General features: G+C 63.5%; 27 protein-coding genes. 12 read left to right on the forward strand and 15 right to left on the reverse strand.

From position 1 onward, the window contains the following. Positions 1-62: 62 nt before the first annotated feature. On the reverse strand, positions 63-518 hold the full coding sequence (lysM, locus tag IAE37_RS19585) for a peptidoglycan-binding protein LysM (protein WP_201176152.1): 456 nt from the start codon (positions 516-518) through the stop codon (positions 63-65). A gap of 174 nt (positions 519-692) precedes the next feature. Between lysM and fdhD the strand changes: the two genes are divergently transcribed. The 3 genes from fdhD (at position 693) to IAE37_RS19600 (ending at position 4567) form a co-directional block, all read left to right on the forward strand. Continuing rightward, positions 693-1532 (forward strand): formate dehydrogenase accessory sulfurtransferase FdhD, encoded by an 840-nt coding sequence (gene fdhD / locus IAE37_RS19590; RefSeq protein ID WP_201176154.1) that lies wholly within the window; start codon positions 693-695, stop codon positions 1530-1532. Then, entirely contained in the window at positions 1529-3874 is a 2346-nt protein-coding gene (locus IAE37_RS19595; protein ID WP_201176155.1) for an FdhF/YdeP family oxidoreductase, read from the forward strand. Before fdhD ends, IAE37_RS19595 begins: the two co-directional genes overlap by 4 nt. Positions 3875-4087: 213 nt before the next feature. Further along, entirely contained in the window at positions 4088-4567 is a 480-nt protein-coding gene (locus tag IAE37_RS19600; RefSeq protein WP_201176156.1) for a glycine zipper domain-containing protein, read from the forward strand. A 57-nt stretch (positions 4568-4624) separates the two neighbouring features. Here IAE37_RS19600 and IAE37_RS19605 read toward each other — a convergent pair whose 3' ends face one another. Next, on the reverse strand, positions 4625-5065 hold the full coding sequence (locus IAE37_RS19605) for an acyl-CoA thioesterase (protein ID WP_201176157.1): 441 nt from the start codon (positions 5063-5065) through the stop codon (positions 4625-4627). A 101-nt stretch (positions 5066-5166) separates the two neighbouring features. On the opposite strand from IAE37_RS19605, the gene IAE37_RS19610 reads away from it, so the two are divergent. Continuing rightward, entirely contained in the window at positions 5167-5631 is a 465-nt protein-coding gene (locus IAE37_RS19610) for a hypothetical protein (protein WP_328822759.1), read from the forward strand. A 51-nt stretch (positions 5632-5682) separates the two neighbouring features. Further along, positions 5683-5904, forward strand: a complete 222-nt coding sequence (locus IAE37_RS19615; protein WP_236410060.1) for a type II toxin-antitoxin system RelE/ParE family toxin — start codon at positions 5683-5685, stop codon at positions 5902-5904. Positions 5905-5960: 56 nt separating this feature from the next. Here the strand turns inward: IAE37_RS19615 and IAE37_RS19620 are convergent, their stop codons facing one another. Together IAE37_RS19620 and hslO are read right to left on the reverse strand one after the other, a co-directional pair. Then, positions 5961-7502, reverse strand: a complete 1542-nt coding sequence (locus IAE37_RS19620) for a phosphoenolpyruvate carboxykinase (protein WP_201176158.1) — start codon at positions 7500-7502, stop codon at positions 5961-5963. A gap of 179 nt (positions 7503-7681) precedes the next feature. After that, positions 7682-8581: an Hsp33 family molecular chaperone HslO gene (hslO, locus tag IAE37_RS19625; RefSeq protein ID WP_201176159.1), complete on the reverse strand. Its 900-nt coding sequence runs from the start codon at positions 8579-8581 to the stop codon at positions 7682-7684. Between the two features lie 120 nt (positions 8582-8701). Here hslO and IAE37_RS19630 point away from each other — a divergent pair, with 120 nt between their 5' ends. Continuing rightward, positions 8702-9496: a phosphatase PAP2 family protein gene (locus IAE37_RS19630; protein WP_201176160.1), complete on the forward strand. Its 795-nt coding sequence runs from the start codon at positions 8702-8704 to the stop codon at positions 9494-9496. 27 nt (positions 9497-9523) lie between these two features. Here IAE37_RS19630 and IAE37_RS19635 read toward each other — a convergent pair whose 3' ends face one another. Further along, positions 9524-9925, reverse strand: a complete 402-nt coding sequence (locus IAE37_RS19635; protein WP_201176161.1) for an RNA-binding S4 domain-containing protein — start codon at positions 9923-9925, stop codon at positions 9524-9526. A gap of 109 nt (positions 9926-10034) precedes the next feature. On the opposite strand from IAE37_RS19635, the gene rimB reads away from it, so the two are divergent. Then, positions 10035-10517 (forward strand): retropepsin-like aspartic endopeptidase RimB, encoded by a 483-nt coding sequence (gene rimB, locus IAE37_RS19640; RefSeq protein ID WP_133327660.1) that lies wholly within the window; start codon positions 10035-10037, stop codon positions 10515-10517. Then, on the forward strand, positions 10514-11419 hold the full coding sequence (gene rimK / locus IAE37_RS19645; protein ID WP_201176163.1) for a 30S ribosomal protein S6--L-glutamate ligase: 906 nt from the start codon (positions 10514-10516) through the stop codon (positions 11417-11419). The genes rimB and rimK overlap by 4 nt, the downstream gene beginning before the upstream one ends. 89 nt (positions 11420-11508) lie before the next feature. On the opposite strand, the gene IAE37_RS19650 is transcribed toward rimK, so the two are convergent. Together IAE37_RS19650 and ompR are read right to left on the reverse strand one after the other, a co-directional pair. Then, a complete protein-coding gene (locus tag IAE37_RS19650) occupies positions 11509-12822 on the reverse strand; it encodes an ATP-binding protein (RefSeq protein ID WP_201176164.1) in 1314 nt (437 codons plus the stop codon). A 16-nt stretch (positions 12823-12838) separates the two neighbouring features. Then, positions 12839-13579: an osmolarity response regulator transcription factor OmpR gene (gene ompR, locus IAE37_RS19655; protein WP_201176165.1), complete on the reverse strand. Its 741-nt coding sequence runs from the start codon at positions 13577-13579 to the stop codon at positions 12839-12841. A gap of 226 nt (positions 13580-13805) precedes the next feature. Here ompR and IAE37_RS19660 point away from each other — a divergent pair, with 226 nt between their 5' ends. The 4 genes from IAE37_RS19660 to IAE37_RS19675 all read left to right on the forward strand — a co-directional run bounded on the left by IAE37_RS19660 (position 13806) and on the right by IAE37_RS19675 (position 18877). After that, entirely contained in the window at positions 13806-16127 is a 2322-nt protein-coding gene (locus tag IAE37_RS19660; protein WP_201176166.1) for a Tex family protein, read from the forward strand. Next, positions 16127-16513 (forward strand): PaaI family thioesterase, encoded by a 387-nt coding sequence (locus tag IAE37_RS19665; protein WP_201176167.1) that lies wholly within the window; start codon positions 16127-16129, stop codon positions 16511-16513. The genes IAE37_RS19660 and IAE37_RS19665 overlap by 1 nt, the downstream gene beginning before the upstream one ends. A gap of 154 nt (positions 16514-16667) precedes the next feature. After that, the gene (gene gshA / locus IAE37_RS19670) at positions 16668-18245 is read left to right on the forward strand and encodes a glutamate--cysteine ligase (RefSeq protein ID WP_236410061.1); all 1578 of its coding nucleotides are present in this window, start codon (positions 16668-16670) and stop codon (positions 18243-18245) included. Further along, positions 18245-18877: a TetR/AcrR family transcriptional regulator gene (locus IAE37_RS19675; protein ID WP_201176169.1), complete on the forward strand. Its 633-nt coding sequence runs from the start codon at positions 18245-18247 to the stop codon at positions 18875-18877. Before gshA ends, IAE37_RS19675 begins: the two co-directional genes overlap by 1 nt. 151 nt (positions 18878-19028) lie before the next feature. On the opposite strand, the gene IAE37_RS19680 is transcribed toward IAE37_RS19675, so the two are convergent. The 8 genes from IAE37_RS19680 to IAE37_RS19715 all read right to left on the reverse strand — a co-directional run bounded on the left by IAE37_RS19680 (position 19029) and on the right by IAE37_RS19715 (position 26071). Beyond that, entirely contained in the window at positions 19029-19244 is a 216-nt protein-coding gene (locus IAE37_RS19680; protein ID WP_003255829.1) for a TOBE domain-containing protein, read from the reverse strand. A gap of 44 nt (positions 19245-19288) precedes the next feature. Further along, on the reverse strand, positions 19289-20101 hold the full coding sequence (ssuB, locus tag IAE37_RS19685; protein WP_201176172.1) for an aliphatic sulfonates ABC transporter ATP-binding protein: 813 nt from the start codon (positions 20099-20101) through the stop codon (positions 19289-19291). After that, positions 20098-20895: an aliphatic sulfonate ABC transporter permease SsuC gene (gene ssuC, locus IAE37_RS19690; RefSeq protein ID WP_201176175.1), complete on the reverse strand. Its 798-nt coding sequence runs from the start codon at positions 20893-20895 to the stop codon at positions 20098-20100. The genes ssuB and ssuC overlap by 4 nt, the downstream gene beginning before the upstream one ends. An 11-nt stretch (positions 20896-20906) precedes the next feature. Then, a complete protein-coding gene (ssuD, locus tag IAE37_RS19695) occupies positions 20907-22055 on the reverse strand; it encodes an FMNH2-dependent alkanesulfonate monooxygenase (RefSeq protein WP_201176177.1) in 1149 nt (382 codons plus the stop codon). A 61-nt stretch (positions 22056-22116) separates the two neighbouring features. Then, complete coding sequence (locus IAE37_RS19700) at positions 22117-23082, reverse strand: sulfonate ABC transporter substrate-binding protein (protein ID WP_201176180.1); 966 nt, start codon at positions 23080-23082, stop codon at positions 22117-22119. Between the two features lie 94 nt (positions 23083-23176). Beyond that, a complete protein-coding gene (ssuE, locus tag IAE37_RS19705) occupies positions 23177-23770 on the reverse strand; it encodes an NADPH-dependent FMN reductase (protein WP_201176182.1) in 594 nt (197 codons plus the stop codon). 184 nt (positions 23771-23954) lie between these two features. Continuing rightward, entirely contained in the window at positions 23955-24593 is a 639-nt protein-coding gene (locus IAE37_RS19710; RefSeq protein ID WP_201176184.1) for a peroxiredoxin, read from the reverse strand. A gap of 164 nt (positions 24594-24757) precedes the next feature. Then, on the reverse strand, positions 24758-26071 hold the full coding sequence (locus IAE37_RS19715; protein WP_201176186.1) for an OprD family porin: 1314 nt from the start codon (positions 26069-26071) through the stop codon (positions 24758-24760). Between the last annotated feature and the right edge of the window lie 289 nt (positions 26072-26360).

The following is a 26360-nucleotide window of genomic DNA, read 5'->3' on the forward strand; positions in this document are numbered from 1 at the left end:
ACAGGGATCACCGTACCTGTAGGAGCGGGTTCACCCGCGAAGAGGCCGTCACAGGCTGAAAATTACTCCTTAGGCGGAATACGCAGCACCTGCCCCACATAGATCTTGTCCGGATGTTTCAACATCGGCTTGTTGGCCTCGAAGATCTTGTTGTACAGGTTGGCATTCTTGTACACGCGCAACGAGATCGCGCTGAGCGTCTCACCCTTCTCCACCGTCACGAACTGGGCCGCCTCGGTAACGACCGCCGACAGCGCGACGGTCAGACCATCAGCATCCACGCTGGCCACCCCTTCGATGTTGCCGGCTGCGAGAATGACCTTTTCCTTCTCCTCCTGGCTTGCCACCTCGCCCTTGAGCACAACCTTGTCACCCTCTACGGTCGCCGTGATATCAGGGTTGCCCAAGCCCACGCTCTCCACATGTTTCTTGAGCTGTTCTTCGGCATTGGCATTGCCCGGCGTGAGCAAATCGATCAACTTCTCGCCCGCTTCCTTCACAAAACTGATCAGACTCATAGCGTTCTCCTTGTCGACGAAACCTGGAACGGGTCAGTCTAGGCCACGATCACCAATCCCGCCCCGCTGCGACCCATCGACGCGCTCTATCAAGGCATAGACCCTAGCGATTAGACGGCGCCGACGCACACGCCTAGGCTGGTGCTATCAGATAGCCGCCGGTAATCCACGCCGATGCATAGCAAACCTCCGGTCTGCGCGGCGTCATCGTCCTTGACCCTGCCCGCCGCCAGCAATACCTACGACTACGCCCAGCTCGACGACGGCGCGCAGGCCAGCACGCCGCTGGCCGAGGAAGTGGCGTTGGCGATCGTCTACAACGGCCTCAACCAGGCCGTGATGCTGGTCAGCCCCACCGACCTCGAGGATTTCGCGGTCGGTTTCAGTGTCGGCAGCGGCATCGTCGAAGGCACTGCGGAAATCTACGACCTCAAGCTCTCCGGCAGTGGCTCGGCCCTCTATGCCGACCTGGAAATCTCCAGCCGTGCGTTCTGGAACCTGAAAAACCAGCGTCGCCAACTGGCCGGCACCAGTGGCTGCGGGCTGTGCGGGGTCGAAGCCCTGGAGCAGGCCTTGCCTGAACTGGCCGTGCTGCCCGGCGCGCCACTGCCCCCGGCGCACTGGCTTGGCGGCCTGCGCGAGCGTATCGACGCCTTCCAGCCCCTCGGCCAACACTGTGGCGCGGTCCATGCGGCGCTGTTCATGAACGACCAGGGCGAATTGCTGCTGGGCCGCGAAGACATCGGCCGGCACAACGCCCTGGACAAGCTGATCGGCGCCCTGCTGCGCCAAGGCATCGATACCGCAGGCGGGCTGGCCATCGTCACCAGCCGCTGCAGCCTCGAACTGATCCAGAAAGTCCTGCGTGCCGGCATCCAGACCCTGGTCAGCCTGTCAGCGCCCACGGGGCTTGCCCTGCAATGGGCGCGCAAGCACAACCTCAACCTCATCCATCTACCCAAGCACAGCGCACCGCGGGTCTACAGCCCTGCGGCGGAGTCTCAACAGCCGTGACCTCGTACCAACACCTTCCGGACAACGCTCCCGCCTCCTCCCCACGCTACAAGCCCTACCACGGCCCTGCCGGTGGCTGGGGCGCCCTGCGCAGCGTGGCCAAGGCCTGGGTCGGCAGCGACAACGCGCTGAAGAACATCCGCGCCCTGCTCAAGACCAACCAGAACGGCGGCTTCGACTGCCCCGGCTGTGCCTGGGGCGATTCGCCGGAAAGCGGCATGGTCAAGTTCTGCGAGAACGGCGCCAAGGCGGTCAACTGGGAAGCCACCAAGCGCCGCGTGGATGCCGCCTTCTTCGCCCGCTACAGCGTCAGCGCGCTGCTGGCGCAAAGCGATTACTGGCTCGAATACCAGGGTCGGCTGACCGAACCGATGGTCTATGACCCGCAAAGCGACCGCTACCAGCCCATCGAATGGGACGCCGCCTTCGCCCTGATCGCCCGCCACCTGAACGACCTGACCACCCCGGACCAGGCCGAGTTCTACACCTCAGGCCGCGCCAGCAACGAAGCGGCCTACCTGTACCAGCTGTTCGTTCGCGCCTACGGTACCAACAACTTCCCCGACTGCTCGAACATGTGTCACGAGGCCAGTGGCGTGGCCCTGGGCCAGAGCGTCGGGGTCGGCAAGGGCACCGTGACCTTCGACGACTTCGAGCATGCCGATGCGATCTTCGTCTGGGGCCAGAACCCAGGCACCAACCATCCGCGCATGCTCGACCCGCTGCGCGACGCGGTGAAGCGCGGCGCCCAGGTGGTGTGCATCAACCCACTCAAGGAGCGCGGCCTGGAACGTTTCCAGCACCCGCAGAACCCGCTGGAGATGCTCACCAACAGCGATCGCCCGACCAACACCGCGTTCTTCCGCCCTGCCCTGGGCGGCGACATGGCCATGCTACGCGGCATGGCCAAGTTCCTCCTGCAGTGGGAGCGCGAGGCCCAGGCCAAGGGCGAGCCGGCTGTGTTCGACCATGTATTCATCGCCGAGCATGGCCACGGCGTCGATGAGTACCTGGCCGTGGTCGACAGCACCTCCTGGGAGCACATCCAGGCGCAATCCGGCCTGGAACTGGCCGACATCGAGCTGGCCGCGCGCATGTACTGCCGCGGCAAGCGCGTGATCATGTGCTGGGCCATGGGTATCACCCAGCATCGCCATTCGGTGCCGACCATCCAGGAAATCGTCAACCTGCAGATGCTGCGCGGCAACGTCGGCGTACCAGGCGCCGGCCTGTGCCCGGTGCGTGGCCACAGCAACGTGCAGGGCGACCGCACCATGGGCATCAACGAGCGCCCACCGGTGGCCCTGCTCGATGCCATCGAACGACGCTTCAACTTCCCCGTGCCCCGTCACAATGGCCACAACACCGTCGAAGCCATCCACGCCATGCTCGATGGCCGCGCCAAGGTGTTCATCGGCCTGGGCGGCAACTTCGCCCAGGCTACCCCGGACACCGAGCGTACCGCCCAGGCCCTGCGCAACTGCGAGCTGACCGTGCACATCAGCACCAAGCTCAACCGCAGCCACCTGGTCCACGGCAAGCAGGCATTGATCCTGCCGTGCCTGGGCCGCACCGACATCGACCTGCAGGCCGATGGGCCGCAGGCGGTCACCGTGGAAGACTCGTTCAGCATGGTCCACGCCTCCAACGGCCAGTTGAAGCCGCTGTCCACGCAGATGCGCTCGGAACCGGCGGTGATCGCCGGCATCGCTGCGGCGACGCTGGGCAAGAAACCGGTGGACTGGCACTGGCTGGTAGCCGACTACGACCGCATCCGCGACCTGATCGGCGACACCATCGCCGGTTTCGCCGGGTTCAACGAGCGCCTGCGCCACCCTGGCGGCTTCTACCTGGGCAACAGCGCAGGCAGCCGCGAATGGAAAACCAGCACCGGCCGCGCAAACTTCAAGGCCAACCTGCTGCCCGATACCCTGCTCGACGAGCGGGTCCGCGCCAGCGGCCAGCTGCCGGACCTGATCATGCAGTCGATGCGCTCGCACGATCAGTACAACACCACCATCTACGGCCTCGACGACCGTTATCGCGGCGTGCGCGGCCAGCGCGACGTGTTGTTCGCCAACGAGGCCGACATCGTGCGCCTGGGCTTCCAGCCAGGGCAGAAGGTCGATATCGTCTCGTTGTGGGGCGATGAGCATGTGCGCCGGGTGCACGGCTTCACCCTGCTGGCGTTCGATATTCCTGCCGGGCAAGCAGCGGCGTACTACCCCGAGGTGAACCCGCTGATCCCGTTGGAGAGCATTGGCGACGGCAGCCATACACCGACTTCCAAATTCGTTGCCATCAAGCTGGAACGGGCGCGGGACGACGGCCGTATCCTGTAGGCCAAACACTGTCGCAAGAAACGAAAAAGCCCTGTTCCGCAACGGTTCAGGGCTTTGTCATAAAGAGCTCAGACAGGCGAAAAACGATTAAGTTTCACTAGAAAAACAATAAGTTAGATAATTGTGTACAACTCGTGCCAATCGTCGGATTTGCGTTGCCAGGCACCCTCCAGAGCCTCAAATTCGCCTCGTCATTCCTATGAGGCTCTCTTGATGAAGAAGTACTCCTCGATTCTGTTGTTGTCTTTCAGCTTGCTCAGCGGCGTTGCCATGGCAGGCGGCAATACCGAGGCTGGCATTGGCGGCGCATTGGGTGGGGTACTCGGCTCCGTAGTGGGCAACTCCATCGGTGGTAGCACCGGTGGCGCCATTGGTGCCGGCCTGGGCGGCGCCGCCGGCGGTGCGCTGGGTGCCGACAAGCGCCAGCGTGGCGAAGCCGCCATCGGTGGCGCACTGGGCGCCGCGGGCGGCAACGTGGTCGGTCGGTCGGTCGGTGGCACCACCGGCAGCTACATCGGTGCAGCTGCAGGCGGCGGTGCCGGTGGCGCGCTGGGTAACTACATGGGCAACAAGGCCGATGAAGACGAGCGCCACGAGAATCGCCGCTACCGTCGCGACTACGACGACCGTCGTCACTGGGACCGTGGCCACCACTACGGCCATCGCAAGCACGGGCGCCACTGGCGCCACTGATGCCAGCGGCATCGCCCTGTGCCAGGCAAAAGCCCCGCCCTCACCAGCGGGGCTTTTTCATGCCTGCTGGTCAAGCTGCACACCGGCCAGGATGACCTGCAACGCCTCCGGCAACACCAGCGGCCGGCCGCTGGCCCGCTCGACGAATACCTGCACCACCGTGCCCGCCGCGCAGGCCTCCGCCTCCCCGGGGCGGAACAGCGCCAGGCGGTACTCAACCGTGCTTCCCACCAGCCGCGTCACCCCCAGCCCGACCTCCAGCACATCCGGAAAACCCGGCAGTGCATAGAAATCCGCCGCCGAGCTGACCACGAACGCTGCCAGCTCGCCGTCGCGCAGGTCCAGTTCGGCCTGCTCGACCAGGAAAGCCTGGATCGCGGTCTCGAAAAAGCCGTGCACGGTGGCGCCAGCGACATGGCCGTTGAGGTCGTTGTCCTGCGGACGGGTGAGGATGGGGTGAAAGTGGGAGAAGGCGGTGCGCTGGAGAGATTCGGTCATGGGAGATCCGTTTGAGACTGCATCAGGGCGAAGCTTCCCACAACATGTTAGGAAGGCCTATAGTCGCAATCAATTATAGATTGCATAGCATGGTGGACCCAGTGAAAACGAGAAAAACACCAGTGCCTACTCATCATCTCGATCATGCAAACCTCAGCCGAATGGCTGCAGCCGGGCGAGTCAACGCCACCCATATAGTTGGCCAGCCAGGTGGCTGGGCAGTCCAGGTGGACGTCAACCATCTGGAGCATGTCCTCGTTGCCCAGCGCAGTGGCAATATCCGGCTATTCAAGAAATTCGAGACGTTGGTTAGCTATCTGCTGGATCTCGGGATCGACCATTTCCAGGTCGACGCATCGACCTTCGATCCTACGCAGCAGGCTAGCTACCAGCGACCAGATCGCGCTCAAGCCCTTAAGCGCGCCCATGAGGCCGCAGCCTATGAAGCCTGGTTTATCGAACAGGTCGAGGCCAGTCTGAGAGACAAAGCTACTCCCATGGATAGCGAAGACGTGGAGGAACTGTTCGCAGAGTACCGCTCCAAGCTTGAAGCCAAGCGCCGCTAATGCGCGTAGCCTGGCGACAGATGGCACGCGAAGATCGATTGCGCATCATGGATGCATATTGCCGTCAACAACCCCAGAGCGGCCATATTGCTGGACGAGAGTTTCAGGGAAAAATCCAGACGTGCCGCCCAGACACCTCGCCTGTATAGATCAGGACGGTATCCGGATACGCGAGAAATCGTCGTGAAGTCGAATTACGTGATGGTGTACCGCATCTTTGCCGAGCACATAGAGATACTTCGCATACTCCACGCGCGTCAGCAATGGCCATGACATCGCTATAAAAAAGCCGTCCCGAAGGACGGCTTTTCGTTACCACCAGCGCCAGCTTACAGCTGTGGGCCGGCAGCCTTGATGGCGTCGGATACGTCGAACTTCTTGAAGTTCTCGGTGAACAGCTTGGCCAGGGCCTTGGCGGCTTCGTCGTAGGCAGCTTGGTCAGCCCAGGTGTTGCGTGGGTTGAGCAGCTCGGTGTCGACGCCCGGAACGGCCTTCGGCACGTCCAGGTTGATGATGTCCAGGTGCTCGGTTTCGGCACCGACCAGAGCACCGCTCTGGATGGCAGCGATCACGCCACGGGTGGTCGGGATGCTGAAGCGCTTGCCCACACCGTAGCCACCGCCGGTCCAGCCGGTGTTGACCAGGTAGACCTTGGAGCCGAAGGCGTTGATGCGCTTGATCAGCAGTTCGGCATACTCGCCGGCCGGACGCGGGAAGAACGGTGCGCCGAAGCAGGTGGAGAAGGTCGACTTGATGCCGCCGCCCGAACCCATTTCGGTGGAGCCGACCAGCGCGGTGTAGCCGGACAGGAAGTGGTAGGCCGCCTGCTCGTTGTTCAGGATCGACACCGGCGGCAGAACGCCGGTCAGGTCGCAGGTCAGGAAGATCACTGCGTTGGGCTCGCCACCCAGGTTGGCTTCGGCGCGCTTGGCGACGTGCTCCAGCGGGTAGGCCGCACGGCTGTTCTGGGTCAGGCTGACGTCGGCGTAGTCGGCGTGCTTGTTACCGTCCAGAACGACGTTTTCAAGTACCGCGCCATGCTTGATGGCTTTCCAGATGACCGGTTCGTTCTTCTCGGACAGGTCGATGCACTTGGCGTAGCAGCCGCCTTCCATGTTGAAGACGACGCCTTCGCCCCAACCGTGCTCGTCGTCACCGATCAGGTAACGGCTTTCGTCGGCCGACAGGGTGGTCTTGCCAGTGCCGGACAAGCCGAAGAACAGGGTCACGTCGCCTTCTTCGCCGATGTTGGCGGCGCAGTGCATCGGCAGCACGTCGGCAGCCGGCAGCAGGAAGTTCTGCACCGAGAACATGGCTTTCTTCATTTCACCGGCGTAGCGCATGCCAGCGATCAGCACTTTCTTGGCGGCGAAGTTGATGATCACGCAGCCATCGGAGTTGGTGCCGTCGCGCTCAGGCTCGCAGACGAAGTTGGCGACGTTGAGGATCTGCCACTGGTCGCGGCCAGCCGGGTTGAACTGCTCCGGGTTGATGAACAGGCAACGGCCGAACAGGTTCTGCCAGGCCGTCTGGGTGGTCATCTTCACCGGCAGGTAGTGCTCGGCTGCCGCCCCTACGTGGACGTAGGAAACGAAATGATCCTGGGCGTTGTTGAACGCCTCGACGCGGTCCCACAGGGCATCGAACTTGTCGGCCGGGAACTTGCGGTTGATCGGGCCCCAGGCGATGGCGGCCTGGGTGGAAGGTTCTTCTACGATGAAACGGTCGGCCGGCGAGCGGCCGGTACGGTGGCCAGTCTCGACTACCAGTGCGCCAGTATCGGCTAGCACGCCTTCACCGCGTTGCAGCGCTTCTTTTACCAGCTCATCGACGCTCAGGTCGGTGTACACGGTGTTGTTGGCTTGCGTCATGAGATACCCCATCCGGCCCGAGGCCGAGTGCTCCAAACGTTTTGTAGTTGTCTCGAAAAAACTACTACAGCGAAAAAAGTGGCCGGATTATGCCAGAAACGCCCAAAAAAAGTAGGCCCCTCCTGTCAGAACCGCTTATTTGCGCAATTCGACAGGAGATTTCCCTGGACTTAAACGTTTCAGTGACGAGTGTCTGACGCCAGGTCAGTGCCGCCTCCGGCGAACAGTTGCGCGACGTCGCTGGCATCGAAGATGTAGCGTTCGTTGCAGAACTGGCAGTCGATTTCCACCCTTCCCCCGCATTCTTCCACCAGCTGCTTGGCGTCGTGCTCGCCCAGACTGACCAGCGCATTGCCGGATCGTTCGCGGGAGCAGCTGCATTTGAAGCGCAGCGGCTGGATATCGAACAGGCGTACGGCATCCTCGTGGTACAGGCGATGCAGCAGCGTTTCGTTGTCCAGGCTCCACTCCTCGGGCTTGAGGGTACTGGCCAGGGCCACCACGTGCTGCCAGCTTTCCTCACGCTCTTCGTCGTCCGGCTGGCGGTCGCGCGGCAACTGCTGCAGCAGCAGGCCGCGGGCCGTGCCGGTGGAGGTGTCGAGCCAGAAACGGGTGTTGAGCTGCTGCGACTGAACGAAGTAGTTGGTGAAGCACTCTGACAGGTTGGCGCCGTCGAGGTCGACGGTACCCTGGTAGCGCTGGCCCTTGACCGGGTCGATGGTCAAGGTCAGGTGGCCGTCGGGCATCAGTTGCGCGAGGGTCGCGTCGGCCGGGATCTGGTCCGCTTCGTAACGGGCCATGCCGCGGATGTCGCGTTCACCCGAGCATTCGACCATCAGCAGCGGGATCGGCCCTTGCGAGCGCGCCTGCAGGATCAGCAACCCGTCGAACTTGAGCGCTCCCACCAGCAGTGCGGTGGCGGCCATCAGCTCGCCGAGCAGCGCCTGCACCGGCGCCGGATAGGCGTGACGCGCCAGCACCGCGGCGTAGCTATCCTCGAGTGTCACCCACTCGCCGCGCACATCGCGGTCGTCGAAGATGAAACGTTGGGTGAAATCGGTATCTGGCAAGTCGCTCATAGGTTTTGGCTATCTGAAAATGATGACAAAATGGTTACACGGGATGTCGCCTTTGCGCGAGCATCCATGACAGAGCGCTTCACGAAGCGCTCCGATTCCTGTTTGCAATAGAGGCATTTTATGGACAATCGACCCCTGTTCCAAGCAAGGTGGTCTTGGGGACCTCTGGTAGCCTGCACATTGCTACCTGTCGCTCTACTGTGTTTCTGGTTATGGCCGTTTGGCCAGATCCTCTGCCTGACTTTCGACGAGTGGCTGTTCCACAGCCTCAACGCGCCGCTGGCGGACAACACCACCTGGCGCTACATCTGGACCGTCGGCAGCCTGCGGCCCTTCGACATCGTCGTCGGCCTGATCCTGCTGGCCGTGCTGATCCGCGGCAATTTCGTGTTCAAGGCCAACCAGGTACGCGAAGCCTTCTTCGGCTTTCTGGTCACGCTGATCCTATTAGTGGTGATTCGCGCGCTGTTTTCCAAGTGGGTGGATGCAATGGGCTGGCAACACGACAGCCCATCGATGGTATTCGACAACGTCGTGCACCTGAGCGACTACTACCCGAAACTGGAAAAGGCCTGGGAGCTGAAGGACCGCTCGAGCAACAGCTTCCCGGGCGACCACGCCTCGGTACTGCTGATCTGGGCGCTGTTCATGAGCCTGTTCAGCCGTCGCCTGGTGCAGTACCTGGTGATCTGGGCTCTGGCCTTCCTTTTCATGATGCCGCGCCTGGTGGCCGGCGCGCACTGGGGCCAGGATGACTACATCGGCGGCCTGCTGATGGCCGTGCTGGCACTGGGCTGGAGCTGCCACACGCCGCTGGCGGCCAAGGGCAGCGCCTTGCTGCTGCGCTGGACGGCGCCGTTGTTCAAGCTGATGGCCAAGTTGCCGTTGGTCGGGCGTTTGGCGGTGGTCCGCTAGAACTGTGGGGCCGCTATGCGGCCCCTGCTACTCGAAGCTACCATGCAGCTGGTGAATCTGCCGCCGCTGTTTCTTGTTCGGCCGACCATCGGTGGTCACTCCCATCGCCCCGGCCTTGCGCATCGCCGCCGCCTGTTCGCGACGGCGTATGCTGTCCTGCGTCTCCTCATACAACGCCTGCGCCTCAGGCGCCCCACGCCGCACCACCGACAATGCCCTGACCACCACGGTGCGCTCATCGAAGCCGGTGCGCAGAACAAACTCATCGCCTACCCTCGGTTCCTTGCCTGGCTTGCAGCGCTCACCCCGGCAATGCACCTTGCCACTCTCGATGGCCGCCTTGGCCAGCGCACGAGTCTTGTAGAAACGTGCCGCCCACAGCCATTTGTCCAGACGAACCTTGTCGTCATCCTCCTGCTTGCCTGCCATCTCTTTACCTCGAATTCTGTCTTTCATCGAACTGTACTACCGTAACCAACGGATGCAAAAAATCGCGGCCGTGCTTACAGTTCACCACCTCATTCGCAGGGTGCGCTTCGTGAAGACATTTGACCATCTGACAATGATCGGCCTGCGCGAGTGGGTCGCGCTGCCCGACCTGGGGGTCGCCGGCCTGCGCGCCAAGATCGACACCGGCGCCAGCACCTCGAGCCTGCATGCCACCGAGGTGGAGCCCTTCGAACGCGATGGCCAGCGCTGGGTGCGCTTTACCGCGCACCTGGGCTCGGTGGTGCAACTGCGCCACCGCCGCTGCGAAGCGCCGCTGGTCGCCATGAAAACCATCAAGAGCTCCAACGGCCAGGCCCAGATTCGCTATGTGATCCGTACCTCGCTGGCCCTGGGCGATGAAGTGTGGGAGGTGGAGTTCACCCTCGCCTGCCGCAAGAACATGCGTTACCGCCTGTTGCTGGGCTCCAAGGCGCTCGTCCAGGCGCAGTTGGTGGTCAACCCCGGGCTCAAGTACGTCCAAGACAAACCGGCCTTTCCGGCCACCCTTTCTCCTGTCACAGGTGCTGCATGAAGATCGCTGTGCTGTCGCGCAATCCGCGTCTGTATTCCACCCGCCGCCTGGTCGAAGCCGGTATCCAGCGTGGCCACGAAATGGTAGTGATCGATACCCTGCGGGCCTACATGAACATCGCCAGCCACAAGCCGCAGATCCATTACCGCGGCAAGCCGCTGGAAGGCTTCGATGCGGTGATCCCACGCATCGGCGCCTCGGTGACCTTCTATGGCTGCGCGGTGCTGCGCCAGTTCGAGATGATGGGGGTCTACCCCCTCAACGAGTCGGTGGCCATCGCCCGCTCGCGTGACAAGCTGCGCTCGCTGCAGCTGCTGTCACGGCGGGGTATCGGCCTGCCGATCACCGGTTTCGCCCACTCGCCCGACGACATCCCCGACCTGATCCAGATGGTCAACGGCGCGCCGCTGGTGATCAAGGTACTCGAGGGTACCCAAGGCATCGGCGTGGTGCTGTGCGAGACCACCAAGGCAGCCGAGTCGGTGATCGAGGCGTTCATGGGCCTCAAGCAGAACATCATGGTTCAGGAGTACATCAAGGAAGCCGGGGGCGCGGATATCCGCTGCTTCGTGGTCGGCGACAAGGTCATCGCCTCGATGAAGCGCCAGGCCAAGCCTGGCGAGTTCCGCTCCAACCTGCACCGTGGTGGCGTGGCGAGCCTGATCAAGATCACCCCCGAGGAACGCATGACCGCAATTCGGGCGGCCAAGGTCATGGGCCTGAGCGTGGCCGGGGTGGATATCCTGCGCTCCAACCATGGCCCACTGGTGATGGAAGTGAACTCGTCACCGGGGCTGGAGGGTATCGAAGTGACCACCGGCAAGAACGTGGCAGGGATGATCATCGAGCATCTGGAGAAAAACGGCGGCCCGAACCAGACCCGCACGAAGGGTAAGGGCTGAATCACCAACCCTTCGCGGCTAAAGCCGCTCCTACAGGTAGCGCGCAGTCTCTGTAGGAGCGGCTTTAGCCGCGAATAGGTCAGAAAATTTCACACCGCATTACGCGGCAACAACAGCCCCAGCGGCAACCGGACCCGCGCCTCGATTCCCCCGCCGGACCGATTGCGCAACTCGACATTGCCGCCATGCTGCGCGGCGATCCGCTTGACGATCGCCAGGCCCAACCCAGTGCCCTTGCCACCCCGCGCCCGATCACCGCGGATGAACGGGTTGAAGATGGTTTCCAGCTCCGACTCGTCGATCCCCGTGCCACGGTCCAGCACGCTGAGCACCACATAGGGCGCGCTTTCGTCACCCGACACATAGGCCGCCACCTCGACGCCCTTGCCGGCATGGTGCAGGGCATTGCCGATCAGGTTGCCGAGCATGCGCTTGAGCGATACCCGGCGCAGCGGAAACGGCGGGATTGGCTCCAGGCAAAGGCGTACGCGCTCTTCCGGCTGGTTGTACGGGGCGACCACCTCGCGTACCAGGTCGGCGAGGTCGACCTCTTCCACCGGTTCGTCACGGCCATCGCGAATGAAGGCCAGGAACTGGTCGAGGATGGCGTCCATGTCCTCGATGTCGCGCACCATGTCGTCACTGAGGTCGCTGTCATCGCCCATCAGCGACAGCGACAACCGCAGGCGGGTCAAGGGCGTGCGCAGGTCATGGGACACCCCTGCCAGCATCAGTTCGCGCTCGCGACCAGCCTGCTCGACGTCCTCGGCCATCTGGTTGAAGGCCCGGTACACCTCGGTCATTTCGCTCGGCGTGTCGCTGATCGGCAAGCGCACGCTGCGACCCTGCCCCAACTGGCGAGCGGCGAAGACCAGGCGCTTGAGCGGCTGGTTGAGCTGACGCACGAAGATCCACGCCGAGGCGGTGGACAACAGGCCGATGGCCAGGAACCAGCCCAGCACGTTCCAGATCTTCTGCCCACGCAGCGGGTGCGGGTACAGCGGCACCTTGAGCCAGCCAGGGCCGAGGCTGGGCGCATTCACCCACAACGCTGGCGGCGCGTGGATGCGTAGCCGCACCTCGGTATCCTCGCCCAGTTCGGCCTGCATCTGCCGCTGGTAGATCTCGCTGTAGGGCCAGTGCTGCTCGCCCTCCGGCACGCCGGAGCCGGTCACACGGATCAGGCCGGCGGCCTCGGCGATCTTGTCGCGGTTTTCTTCATCCGCCGCCCAGTAGGCGCGCAGGGTCAGCGCCACGCCGTGGCTGTACTGGCGGTCGACCAGCACGTCCTCGTTCATCAGCAGGTAGACCAGGGTCAATGCCTTGGAGAACAGGACGACGATCAGCACCAGCCAAAGCGTGCGCGCAAAGAAACTCTGCGGGAACCACAGCGGCGTTTTCATCGATGGCGAGGCACGATCATTTGCCGGCGTTTCCGTCCGGTACGAACACGTAGCCTACGCCCCATACCGTCTGGATGTAGCGTGGCTTGGACGGGTCGGGTTCGATCATGCGGCGCAGGCGCGAGATCTGCACGTCGATGGAGCGCTCCAGGGCATCCCACTCACGGCCACGGGCCAGGTTCATCAGCTTGTCGCGGGTCAGCGGTTCGCGAGCGTGCATGACCAGGGCCTTGAGCACGGCGAACTCGCCGGTGGTGAGCATGTGCACCTCGGCGCCGCGCTTGAGTTCACGGGTGGCCAGCGACAGCTCGTAGTCGCCGAACGTGACCGTTTCGTCCTCGCTGCCCGGGGCGCCTGGCACGCTGGGCGCCTGGCGGCGCAGCACGGCCTTGACGCGGGCCATCAGTTCGTCGGGGTTGAACGGTTTGCCCAGGTAGTCGTCGGCACCCAGCTCCAGGCCCTTGATGCGGCTCAGCTCGTCCCCCTTGGCGGTGAGCATGATGATCGGGATCTGGTTGTTCGACTGGCGCAGGCGCCTGCACGCGGACAAGCCGTCCTCGCCCGGCAGCATGAGGTCGAGCACCACCAGGTTGAAGACCTCGCGCGACAGCAGGCGGTCCATCTGTTCGGTGTTGGGCACCGCACGGGCGCGATAGCCCTTGCTGGTGAAGAAACGCTCCAGCAGGCTGCTCAGCCCCGGGTCGTCATCGACGATGAGAATCTTGTCGCCTTCAGCGTTGTTTGCAGTGCCGGTCATGAATAACTCCTCTGATATCGCCGCACATTATGGCGTAGCCATTGCCGCGCGTGCCGTGTGCATTGTTAGCAGATTTTTCCCCTGGCGCCAGTTCCCGGCCGCCGCCACTGGCCTGGCGCCATCACCGCAAGCCTGTCTCGATGGGTATAATGCGCCGCTTTCATCCAGCGCCGCCGGGCTCCAGGCCCACTCGCGGCCCCGCATTCACTATTGTCAGGTGGTTTACATGGACAGCATCAACAGCCGTATCGCCGAAGAACTGGGCGTGCGTCCACAACAGGTCGAAGCGGCCGTGGGCCTGTTGGACGAAGGCTCGACCGTGCCTTTCATCGCCCGTTACCGCAAGGAAGTGACTGGCAGCCTGGACGACACCCAACTGCGCCACCTGGAAGAGCGCCTGCGCTACCTGCGCGAACTCGACGAACGCCGCGCCAGCATCCTGTCCAGCATCGAAGAGCAAGGCAAGCTGACCCCGGAACTGGCCCGCGAAATCAAGCTGGCCGACACCAAGACCCGCCTCGAAGACCTTTACCTGCCGTACAAGCAGAAGCGCCGCACCAAGGGTCAGATCGCCCTGGAAGCCGGCCTTGGCGAATTGGCCGACGGCCTGTTCAACGACCCGAGCCTCACCCCCGAGAGCGAGGCCGCGCGCTTCGTCGACGCGGAAAAAGGCTTCGCCGACGTCAAGGCGGTGCTCGAGGGCGCCAAGTACATCCTGATGGAGCGCTTCGCCGAGGATGCCGGCCTGCTCGACAAACTGCGCAGCTACCTCAAGCAGGAAGCGGTGCTGAGCGCCCGCGTGGTCGCCGGCAAGGAAGAGGAAGGCGCCAAGTTCCGCGACTACTTCGCCCATGACGAACTGCTGCGCAACGCCCCGTCGCACCGCGCCCTGGCGATCTTCCGCGGGCGCAACGAGGGTGTACTCAGCGCTTCGCTGAAGGTGGGCGAGGAACTGCCGGGCACCTTGCACCCGTGCGAGCTGATGATCGGCCAACACGTGGGCATCGAGAACCGCAGCCGCCCGGCCGACAAGTGGCTTGGCGAAGTGGTGCGCTGGACCTGGAAGGTCAAGCTCTACACCCACCTGGAAACCGACCTGTTCGGCGAGCTGCGCGACAACGCCGAAGGCGAGGCCATCAACGTCTTCGCCCACAACCTGCACGACCTGCTGCTGGCCGCACCGGCCGGCCCACGCGCCACCCTGGGCTTCGACCCGGGCCTGCGTACCGGCTGCAAGATCGCCGTGGTCGATGCCACCGGCAAGCTGCTCGACCACACCACCGTTTACCCGCACGCGCCGAAGAACGACTGGGACCGCACCATCGCCATCATGGCCGCGCTGTGCGCCAAGCATTCGGTGGAGCTGATCGCCATCGGCAACGGCACCGCCAGCCGCGAGAGCGACAAGCTGGTGGCCGAGCTGGTCAAGAAGTACCCGGCGCTGAAGATCACCAAGATCATGGTCTCCGAGGCCGGCGCCTCGGTGTACTCGGCGTCCGAGTTGGCCGCCCGTGAATTCCCGGACCTCGACGTATCGATCCGTGGCGCCGTATCGATCGCCCGCCGCCTGCAGGACCCGCTGGCCGAACTGGTGAAGATCGACCCGAAATCCATCGGCGTCGGCCAGTACCAGCACGATGTGTCCCAGGTGAAACTGGCCCGTGGCCTGGACGCCGTGGTCGAGGACTGCGTGAACGCCGTGGGCGTCGACGTCAACACCGCCTCGGTGGCGCTGCTCACGCGTATCTCCGGGCTCAACGCCACCCTGGCCCAGAACATCGTCGCCCACCGCGACGCCAACGGCCCGTTCGCCACCCGCGCGGCACTGAAAAAGGTCAGCCGCCTGGGCGAGAAGACCTTCGAGCAGGCCGCCGGATTCCTCCGGGTGATGAACGGCGACAACCCGCTCGACGCCTCCGCCGTGCACCCCGAGGCCTACCCGCTGGTGCAGCGCATCGCCGCCGGCACCGACCGCGACATCCGCTCGCTGATCGGCGACAGCGGCTTCCTCAAGCGCCTCGACCCGAAGCAGTTCACCGACGAGACCTTCGGCCTGCCGACCGTTACCGACATCCTCCAGGAGCTGGACAAACCCGGCCGTGACCCACGTCCCGAGTTCAAGACCGCCACCTTCCAGGACGGCGTCGAAGACCTCAAGGACCTGGAGCCGGGCATGATCCTCGAAGGCGTGGTGACCAACGTCACCAACTTCGGCGCCTTCGTCGACATCGGCGTGCACCAGGACGGCCTGGTGCACATCTCGGCGCTGTCGGAAAAGTTCGTCAAGGACCCACGTGAGGCGGTCAAGGCCGGCGACGTGGTCAAGGTCAAGGTCATGGAGGTGGACATCCCGCGCAAGCGCGTCGGCCTGTCCATGCGCATGAGCGACACCCCGGGCGAGAAGGTCGAAGACAACCGTGGCGGCCGTGGCAACGGCGGCAACCGCCAGCCGCAGACGCAGCGCCCTCGGGAAACCACCACCGCAGCCCCGGCCAACAATGCCATGGCCGCCCTGTTCGCCAACGCCAAACAACTGAAGAAGAAATGATGGAAATTCCCAAGGAGTTGGTCCACAGCGCCTACAGCCAGACGATCGGCTGCCGCGTGCAACGCCTGGACGACAGCGGCATCGCCGAGGTCGCCCTGGCGCTCGAACCTCACCTGCGCAACCGTGGCAACGTGATGCACGGCGGGGCGATCTTCAGCCTGGTGGACATCACCATGGGCCTGGCCTGCTCGGCCAGCCATGGCTTCGACCAGCAAAGCGTCACCGTGGAATGCAAGATCAACTACATGCGCGCCATCAGCGACGGTGAAGTACTGTGCACCGCCCGCGTGCTGCACGCCGGACGACGTACACTGGTAGTCGACGCCGACGTAGTCCAAGGCGACAAACTGGTGGCGAAAGCGCAAGGAACCTTTGCGGTTCTGTAGCCCACCAAGCGGTATCTGCGGTATTTTTCGGCAGTGCGCTGGCACTGCCGGAACCGCGTAAACCAGGCGACAACGCCAGTTCCTTTCTACTTACCCTTGTAGACCGTTATTTCTACCCCCATATTGGGGCGACTGACGCGTGAAGGAATACATCTTGAGCGACCTCCTCAACCGCCGCCTGAGCCTGCTCGGCGCCAATCTCCCCCTGCTCAAGCAGTGCCTGCACGGTATTGAGCGCGAATGCCTGCGCGTGACCGACGAAGGTCGCCTGGCCCAGACCCCGCACCCCGAGGCGCTGGGGTCGGCGCTGACCAACGAGCTGATCACCACCGACTATTCCGAGTCGCTGCTGGAGTTCATCACCCCGGCCCTGCCCGACCCGGCCAAGGTGCTCGAAAGCCTCGAGCAGACCCACCGCTTCGTCTACAGCAAGCTGGGCGACGAGTACCTGTGGAGCCCGTCGATGCCCTGCGTGCTGCCGGCCGAGGAAGACATCCCGATCGCCGAATACGGCACCTCGAACATCGGCAAGCTCAAGCACGTGTACCGCAAGGGCCTGGCCCTGCGCTACGGCCGCACCATGCAGTGCATCGCCGGTATCCACTACAACTTCTCGCTGCCAGAAGCGCTGTGGCCCCTGCTGCGCGCCGCCGAAGGCAGCAGCGACAACGACCGCGACTACCAGTCCTCGGCCTACATCGCGCTGATCCGCAACTTCCGCCGCTACAGCTGGCTGCTGATGTACCTGTTCGGCGCCTCGCCCGCGCTGGACAAGGGCTTCCTGCGGGGTCGCCCGCATCAACTCGAAGAACTCGACGGCGAAACCCTGTACCTGCCCTACGCCACCAGCCTGCGCATGAGCGACCTGGGCTACCAGAGCAACGCCCAGGCCGGCCTCACCCCCTGCTACAACAACCTCGCCAGCTACACCGACAGCCTGCGCAAGGCGGTGGGCACGCCCTACCCGCCCTACGTCGAGATAGGCACGCACGTGGATGGCGAATGGGTGCAGTTGAACACCAACATTCTGCAGATCGAGAACGAGTACTACTCGAACATCCGCCCGAAACGCGTCACCTACACCGGCGAGCGGCCTATCCAGGCGCTGACCTCGCGCGGCGTGCAGTACGTCGAAGTGCGCTGCCTGGACATCAACCCGTTCCTGCCGGTCGGCATCGACCTCACCGAGGCGCGCTTCCTCGACGCGTTCCTGCTGTTCTGCGCCCTGGAAGCAAGCCCGCAACTGGGCAACGACGAATGCGGCCAATGCACCAGCAACTTCCTCACCGTGGTCAAGGAAGGCCGCCGTCCGGGCCTTGAACTGCACCGCAACGGCCAGCCTGTCGGCTTGCGCGAGTGGGCCACCGAGTTGATCGGCCAGATCGGCCGGTTGGCCGACCTGCTCGATCAGGCCCAGGGCGGTGACGATCATGCCAAGGCCCTGGCGGCACAACAGGCCAAGGTCGACGACGCCTCGCTGACACCATCAGCCCAGGTGCTGGCGCGCATGACCGAGCATGACGAAAGCTTCGCCCAGTTCTCCCTGCGCCAAAGCCGACTGCATGCCGAGACCTTCCGTGAGCAACCGTTGTCGGTCGAGCAGCAACAGGCCTTCGAGACCCTGGCTCGCGAATCGCTCGCCAAACAGGCCGAGCTGGAGCAAGAGGAAGTCGGCGATTTCGACCTGTTCGTCGGCGCCTACCAGGCCAGCATCCTGGCGATCAGCAACTGATGAACCGCACCGTCAACCCGCGCCGGCCCCGCGCCAGCAGCCAGGCCAGGATCGAAGCGATCCTGGCGGCAGCGCGCGAGTTGCTGGCCGAGCAAGGGGTGGCGGCGCTTTCGATCTACAGCGTGGCCGAGCGCGCGCAGATCCCGCCATCGTCGGTGTACCACTTCTTCGCCAGCGTTCCGGCGCTGCTGGAGGCGCTGACCGCTGACGTGCACCGGGCGTTTCGCGAAGCGCTGAGCGCGCCGATCGACAGCAGCGCCTTCACCACCTGGCACGAGCTGTCCAGGCTGATCGAGCAGCGCATGCTGGAGATCTACAACGACGATACCGCCGCGCGCCAGCTGATCCTCGCCCAGCACGGCCTGACGGAAGTGGTGCAAGCCGACCGCCAGCACGACATGGAGCTGGGCGATTTGATGCACAAGCTGTTCGACCAGCACTTCCGCTTGCCGCTGATGCCGGTGGATGTGGATGTGTTCGCACTGGCGATGGAGCTGAGCGACCGGGTGTATGCGCGCTCGGTGCAATTGCACGAGACCATCACCCCGCGCATGGCCGAGGAAGGCAAGCGGGTGTTCGAGGCGTATCTGGGGTTGTACCTGCCGCCGTATCTGGCCAAGCGCCAGGCTTGAGAACCTTGGGGCCGCTTTGCGGCCCATCCGGCCGGTCCGGCGCCCCGGCAAGGCCGCTCCTACAGGAAGAACGCGATCCCCTGTAGGAGCGGCCTTGCCGGGGCGCCGGACCGGCCGGATGGACCGCAAAGCGGTCCCAGCCCAACCACCCTTACAACTTGGCGATGGACACCTCGGTCGACTTCACGAAGGCGATGACTTCGCTACCGACCTGCAGCTCCAGCTCTCGCACCGAACGGGTGGTGATCACCGAAGTGACGATGCCGGAGGCGGTCTGCACGTCGATTTCCGACAGTACCGGGCCTTCGAGGATTTCTTTCACGGTGCCTTTGAACTGGTTGCGGACGTTGATCGCTTTGATGGTCATGGCTTGATTCCTTCTGTATGGATTCAGACTGGTAAGTAGGTGATTCAGTGCGCCCAACGCAGCTGCGTGGGCAAAGGGGCTACAGGGTCCGGCTCGGGCGGCGTGCCCGGCACCGACAACACACGATTGAGTACTTCGCTTTCCAGCGCCGCCAGGCGGTGCGAGCCACGTGCCCGTGGCCGCGCCAGGTCGACGCTGAGGTCCAGGCCAACTTCGCCGTCCTCGATGAGGATGACCCGGTCGGCCACGGCCACGGCCTCGTTGACGTCGTGGGTGACCAGCAGCACGGTGAAGCCATGCTGGCGCCACAACCGTTCGATCAACTGCTGCATCTCGATGCGGGTCAGCGCATCCAGCGCACCCAGCGGCTCGTCGAGCAGCAACAGGCGCGGCTGGTGGATCAGCGCGCGAGCCAGGGCCACCCGTTGCTTCTGCCCGCCGGACAACGCCGCTGGCCACTCATTGGCGCGGTCGGCCAGGCCCACCGCTTCCAAGGCATCCAGCGCCCGCTGGCGCCAGTCGCCGGAAAGGCCCAGGCCGACGTTGTCGATCACCTTCTTCCAGGGCAGCAGGCGTGCGTCCTGGAACATCAGCCGGGTTTCCTCGCGGGCTTCGGCCAGGGGCGCGGCGCCGGCCAGCAACTCACCGGCACTCGGTTGATCGAGGCCCGCCAGCAGGCGCAGCAAGGTGCTCTTGCCGCAACCGCTACGGCCGACGATGGCGACGAACTGGCCGGCCGGAATGTGCAGGTCGATGCCCCGCAGCACTTCGCGCTGGCCGAAGGTCTTGCGCAGGCCGTTGGAGGCCAGCGGGATGCCGCGCAGCAGGCGCGGCGGCTGTTCCTTGAGCACGGTCATGCGCCCTCCTTCTTGGCTACCTGGTAGGCCGGGTGCCAGCGTAGCCACACACGTTCCAGGCCACGGGCAGCGAGGTCGGCCAGCTTGCCAAGCACGGCGTAGAGGACGATCGCCAGCACCACCACGTCGGTCTGCAGGAATTCACGGGCATTCATCGCCAGGTAGCCGATACCGGCATTGGCGGAAATGGTCTCGGCCACGATCAGCGTCAACCACATGAAGCCCAGGGCGAAGCGCACGCCGACCAGGATCGAGGGCAACGCGCCGGGCAGGATCACCTGGCGGAACAGGCCGAAGCCGGACAGCCCATAGCTGCGCGCCATCTCCACCAGCGCCGGGTCGACGTTGCGAATGCCGTGGTAGGTGTTCAGGTAGATCGGGAACAAGGTGCCCAGCGCCACCAGGAAGATCTTCGCGGACTCGTCGATGCCGAACCACAGGATCACCAGCGGGATCAGCGCCAGGTGCGGCACGTTGCGGATCATCTGCACCGAACTGTCGAGCAGGCGTTCACCCCAGTTCGACAGGCCGGTGATGAAGCCCAGCACCAGGCCGATGCTGCCGCCGATGACGAAGCCGAGTCCGGCACGCCAGCCGCTGATGGCCAGGTGGGTCCAGATATCGCCGCTGCGCACCAGCTCGACCCCGGCGCTGACCACCGCGCTCGGCGCCGGCAGGATCCGCGTCGACAGCCAGCCGGCGCTCACCGCCAGCTGCCAGGCCGCCAGCAGCAGCACCGGCAGCGCCCAGGGCGCCAGGCGCTGGCTCAGGTTGGTTGAAGTAGCACGACTCATGACCTGGCCCCTCAGCTCTGCGCGACGGATTTGGGCAGGATGTCATTGGCCACCATTTCGCCGAACGGGCTGACATAGCCGCCGCTCTTGGCCTGCTCTGGACGCTGCACGTCCAGGTGCGGGAACAGCAGCTCGGCCACACGGTACGACTCTTCCAGGTGCGGATAGCCCGAGAAGATGAAGGTATCGATGCCCAGGTCTGCATATTCCTTGACCCGTGCGGCCACGGTCGGGCCGTCGCCGACCAGCGCGGTACCGGCGCCACCGCGCACCAGGCCGACACCGGCCCAGAGGTTGGGGCTGACTTCCAGCTTGTCGCGGTTGCCGTTGTGCAGCGCGGCCATGCGCTGCTGGCCGACCGAGTCGAAGCGCGCCAGCGATGCCTGGGCGCGGGCGATGGTCTCGTCGTCCAGGTGCGAGATCAGCTTCTCGGCGGCGGCCCAGGCTTCTTCGTTGGTTTCCCGCACGATCACGTGCAGACGGATACCGAAGCGTACTTCGCGGCCCTGGGCAGCGGCTTTCTCGCGCACGGCGGCGATCTTCTCGGCCACGGCGCTCGGTGGCTCACCCCAGGTCAGGTACAGCTCGACCTGCTCGGCGGCGAGGTCCTGGGCCGCGTCGGAGGAGCCACCGAAGTACAGTGGCGGGCGCGGTTGCTGGATCGGCGGGTAAAGCAGCTTGGCGCCCTTCACCTGCAGATGCTTGCCGTCGTAGTCGACCACTTCGCCTTCGAGCACCTTGCGCCAGATGCGGGTGAACTCGACCGAGGCCTCGTAGCGTTCCTCGTGGCTCAGGTGCAGGCCGTCACCAGCCAGTTCGTCCGGGTCACCGCCGGTCACCAGGTTGAACAACGCACGGCCGTTGGACAGGCGATCGAGGGTCGCCGCCTGGCGCGCCGCCACGGTCGGCGAGATGATTCCCGGGCGCAGCGCCACCAGGAACTTCAGGCGCTGGGTCACGGGGATCAGCGATGCCGCCACCAGCCAGGAGTCCTCGCAGGAACGCCCGGTAGGGATCAGCACGCCACTGAAACCGAGGCGGTCGGCGGCCTGGGCGATCTGCGTCAGATAACCGTGGTCGACCGCACGGGCGCCATCGGAAGTGCCCAGGTACTTGCCGTCACCGTGGGTGGGGAGGAACCAGAAAATGTTCAAGCTCATTGGAGTTGTCTCCTTCTAGGGTGGCTCATGCCAAGGCGGCGCCCCGGCGCTGGCGAATCGGTCAAGGCGCGCTGGCGACCTTGGCGGGGGGAGTCCAGATCACGTCCTTGATGCTCAATGGCTTGGGAATCAGCTTGAGCGCCTGGAAGGTGTCGGCGATTTTCTGTTGCGCGGTCACCACCTCTGGGGTCAGCGGCGCGGCGCCGTAGCCCTGGCGTTTGACCGAGGTCAGGGTGATGTCGGCCGGCAGGCCCAGCAGCGGCGCGACCTGGTCAGTGACCTGCTGCGGATTGGCCTGGGACCACTCGCCGACGGCGCGCACTTCGTCGATCAACGCGCTGATCACGGCTGGGTGCTGGGTCGCGTAGTCGCGGGTGGCGAGGTAGAACTGGTGGTTGTCGACCAGGCCCTGGCCATCGCGCAGGGTGCGGGCTTGCAGCTGCTGTTCGGCGGCGGCCTGGTACGGGTCCCAGATCACCCAGGCATCGACGCTGCCACGCTCGAACGCGGCGCGGGCGTCGGCCGGGGGCAGGTACACCGGCTGGATGTCACTGTATTTCAAGCCGGCATCTTCCAGGGCTCGCACCAATAAGTAGTGCACGTTGGAGCCTTTGTTGAGCGCCACTTTCTTGCCCTTGAGGTCCTTCACCGACTGAATCGGCGAGCCCTTGGGCACGAGGATGGCTTCACTGTGCGGTGCTGGTGGCTCGTAGGCCACGTACAGCAGGTCGGCGCCGGCAGCCTGGGCGAACACTGGCGGGGTCTCGCCGGTGACACCGAAGTCGATCGAACCGACATTGAGCCCTTCGAGCAGCTGCGGGCCGCCGGGGAACTCGGTCCATTGCACCTGGATGCCCTGCTCGGCCAGGCGTTTTTCCAACGAGCCCTTGGCCTTGAGCAGCACCAGGGTGCCGTATTTCTGATAACCGATACGCAGGCTTTCGGCCTGGGCTTGGGTAATGGCGCCGAAGGACACAGCCGCCGCAAACAGGGCGACCAGACCGCGACGCAAGAAGACTGTGCGCATGGCGCTCTCCTGTGCGAATGGGGTTCGGGTTGCACCTGCTTGCCTCGTTGTCGGGCGAGTAAGGTGGATGACGCGATGAAACGGTTGGACTGGGTCAGATACTCCAGCGAGCACTGATCAGGCGTTCATTGAGCAAGCCGGGGGCCACCGGCCGTGGCCTGCGGGCCAGGGCCAGGTGGAAGGTCTCCAGCGAGTCCTGCAGGCGCTCTTCCAGAGCGGGTGCCAGCTGCGCAGGCTTCGCGCCTTCTCCATAGGCGATCTGGCTGTCGTCGGCGAAGATCCCTTGCAGGGTCTCCTGCGCCTTGAGTGCCGACAGCACGGGTTTCAACGCGTAATCCACCGCCAGCATGTGGGCGATGCTGCCGCCGGTGGCGATCGGCAGCACGATCTTGTGTACCAGGGCCCGCTCGGGCAGCAGGTCGAGCAGGGTTTTAAGGGCGCCGGCGAACGACGCCTTGTAGACCGGGGTGGCGACGATCAGGCCATCGGCCTGCGCCACCAGTTGCTGGAAATGCTGCACCTGCGGGCTGTCGAAGCGTGCGTGAAGCAGGTCTTCTGCTGGGAAGTCACGTACCTGGAAAGTCACCACCTCGACCCCACGGTCCTGCAGCCACCGGCGCGAACGCTCGAGCAGCACGCCGGAGCGTGAACGGGAACTTGGGCTACCACCGATTGAGACGACCAGCATTGCAGCGCTTCCTTGTGTGTTGGTGAGGTGACATTACCAGTCTGTTTATATATCTAGAAATCATATTTTTTCATTTGGTTATTCCATTTCAATCATCTTCATGGGATTTGTCTCAGCCATAAAAAAGGGCCGTCGAAACGGCCCGAAATCCCTGCTATGGCTAAGAGCAATGCAACGAGGATGCTTAACGATTGGGCTGCGGGGTCAGGCGCAGGTAGGGTTTGACCGCGCGGTAGCCTTTGGGGAAGCGCTGCTTGATCTCATCCTCGTCCTTCAGCGAAGGCACGATCACCACGTCGTCGCCGTCCTGCCAGTTGCCTGGCGTGGCGACCTTGTAGTTGTCGGTCAGTTGCAGCGAGTCGATCACCCGCAGGATTTCGTTGAAGTTGCGCCCGGTACTGGCCGGATAGGTGATGGTCAGGCGCACCTTCTTGTTCGGGTCGATGACGAACAGCGAACGCACGGTCAGGGTGTCGTTGGCGTTGGGGTGGATCAGGTCGTACAGGTCGGAAACCTTGCGGTCGGCGTCGGCGATGATCGGGAAGTTGACCACGGTGTTCTGGGTCTCGTTGATGTCATCGATCCACTTGTGGTGCGAGTCGACCGGGTCTACCGACAGGGCGATGGCCTTCACGCCGCGCTGGGCGAAATCGTCCTTGAGCTTGGCGGTCAGGCCCAGCTCTGTGGTGCATACCGGGGTGAAGTCGGCGGGGTGGGAAAACAGCACGCCCCAACTGTTGCCGAGCCATTCGTGGAAACGGATCTTGCCTTCGCTGGATTCCTGCTCGAAGTCGGGGGCGATGTCGCCGAGTTTGAGGCTCATGGGGTACGGCTCCTGTGCTGTGTTCTGGCTTATGGGTTGAATGTGCCTGCTTTCTGATAAAAACAAAAAGAATAAATAATGATTTATTTATAATCTTAGGTGATATGAAATCGCACGCACAAAAAAGCCTCGCTCTAGGCGAGGCTCTTTTTTGCAGCTACGACTTACAGGAAGCTGTAAGTGTAGTTGACGATGAAGCGGGTTTGGTCCTGGTCGGCGGACGACTCTGGACCTTCGCCACGGTACACGCCTTGGCGCAGGCTGAAGCCCAGGCCTTTGAGGGCGCCCTGCTGAACGGTGTAGTCGATGCGAGCATCGCGCTCCCATTCGTCGTAGGTGCCATGGCCCGACTTGTAACGAATGTCGTCACCGCGCAGGTAGGCGATGGACGCCTTCAGACCCGGCACGCCCAGACCTGCGAAGTCATAGGAGTACTGACCGAAGGTAGTGTTCTCACCCGCCTTGGCGAACTGGTTGATCATGCTATCGGTGAACAGGTAGAAGCTGGCACCACCAGCGCCTTCGTCAACCAGGCTGCCTTGGTTCAACCAGACGAAGCCGCCGTCGTCGCTGACCTGCTGGTGGCCGACCATCAACGCGTGGCTACCCAGGGTATAGGTGAACATGGCGGACCAGGTCTTGTTGTCGACCTCGCCGGCGTTCTTGGCGTAACCGCTGTTGTTGTTGAAGATGTAACCAGCCTGGCCGTTCTTGCCGTCGCTGCTGCTATCGAAGTAGCGCAGGTCGGTCTTGAACGATTGGTCGTCAGCGATCTTGAAGACGTGGGTAGCGCCCAGGAAGTGCTGCTTGTAGAAGTCTTCCAGGTTCGAGTAGTAGTACTGCAGGGTCAGGTCTGGAGTGAGCTTGTAGTCCAGGCCGCCGTAGCGGAACTTGTTGCTCTCCTGGGTACCACCAGCGACCGACAGGCCGGTGCGGTTGCTCGAGGCACGACCCATGGCGTGGGTCAGCTGACCGGCGTTGATGGTCAGGTTGTCGATTTCCTTCGACTGGATGGTGCCACCCTCGAAGGTTTGTGGCAGCAGACGACCGTCGTTGGCAACCAGGATCGGCAGGTTCGGTGCCAGGGCACTACCGAAGTGCACTTCGGTCTTCGAGAAGCGAGCCTTGGCATTGGCGCCCAGACGAGCCCACTGGCCTACAGCCGAGCCATCGGAATCGCTTGGGAAGAAGCTGCTGTTGTCCGGGTGCTTGCCACGGCCACCATCGAGGTGGATACCCCACAGGGCCTGGGCATCGACACCGAAACCAACGGTGCCTTCGGTGAAGCCGGAGATGTAGTCGAGCTTGAAGCCCTGACCCGATTCACGGTTGTCAGCGCCGCCGTCACGGTTGTCACCGTTGAAGTACATGGTGCGCGAGCTGATAGAGAGTTTGCTGTCTTCGACGAAACCAGCAGCGCCTGCTTGTTGGGCGAGAACCCCCAGTGCCACGGCGAGAGCCAGGCTGGACTTGTACATGTTTTGCTCCTCTACGTTCTAATTTTTGTGCGTCTCAGGCGGCAAGGTCTTCTGCCCCGCTCACCGTGGATTGGCGATTTAGCCTTAAAAGGTGGCCGCTTAGTCAATACATTTCTAAACGTTACACGACTTTGGTCTAAAGCCGCCCCCTGCGCTACAGGATAATGACAATCCTATAAATCCAAAATGACCGTTTTATGAATTTCTAAGATTTTTGCGGAATAAGGTAGGAACCTTCACTGCAAAAAGTTGTATCGGCGACGCTAATCATACCTTTAGGTTATTTGCA

This window comes from Pseudomonas sp. S31, assembly GCF_016648105.1.
Classification (GTDB): domain Bacteria; phylum Pseudomonadota; class Gammaproteobacteria; order Pseudomonadales; family Pseudomonadaceae; genus Aquipseudomonas.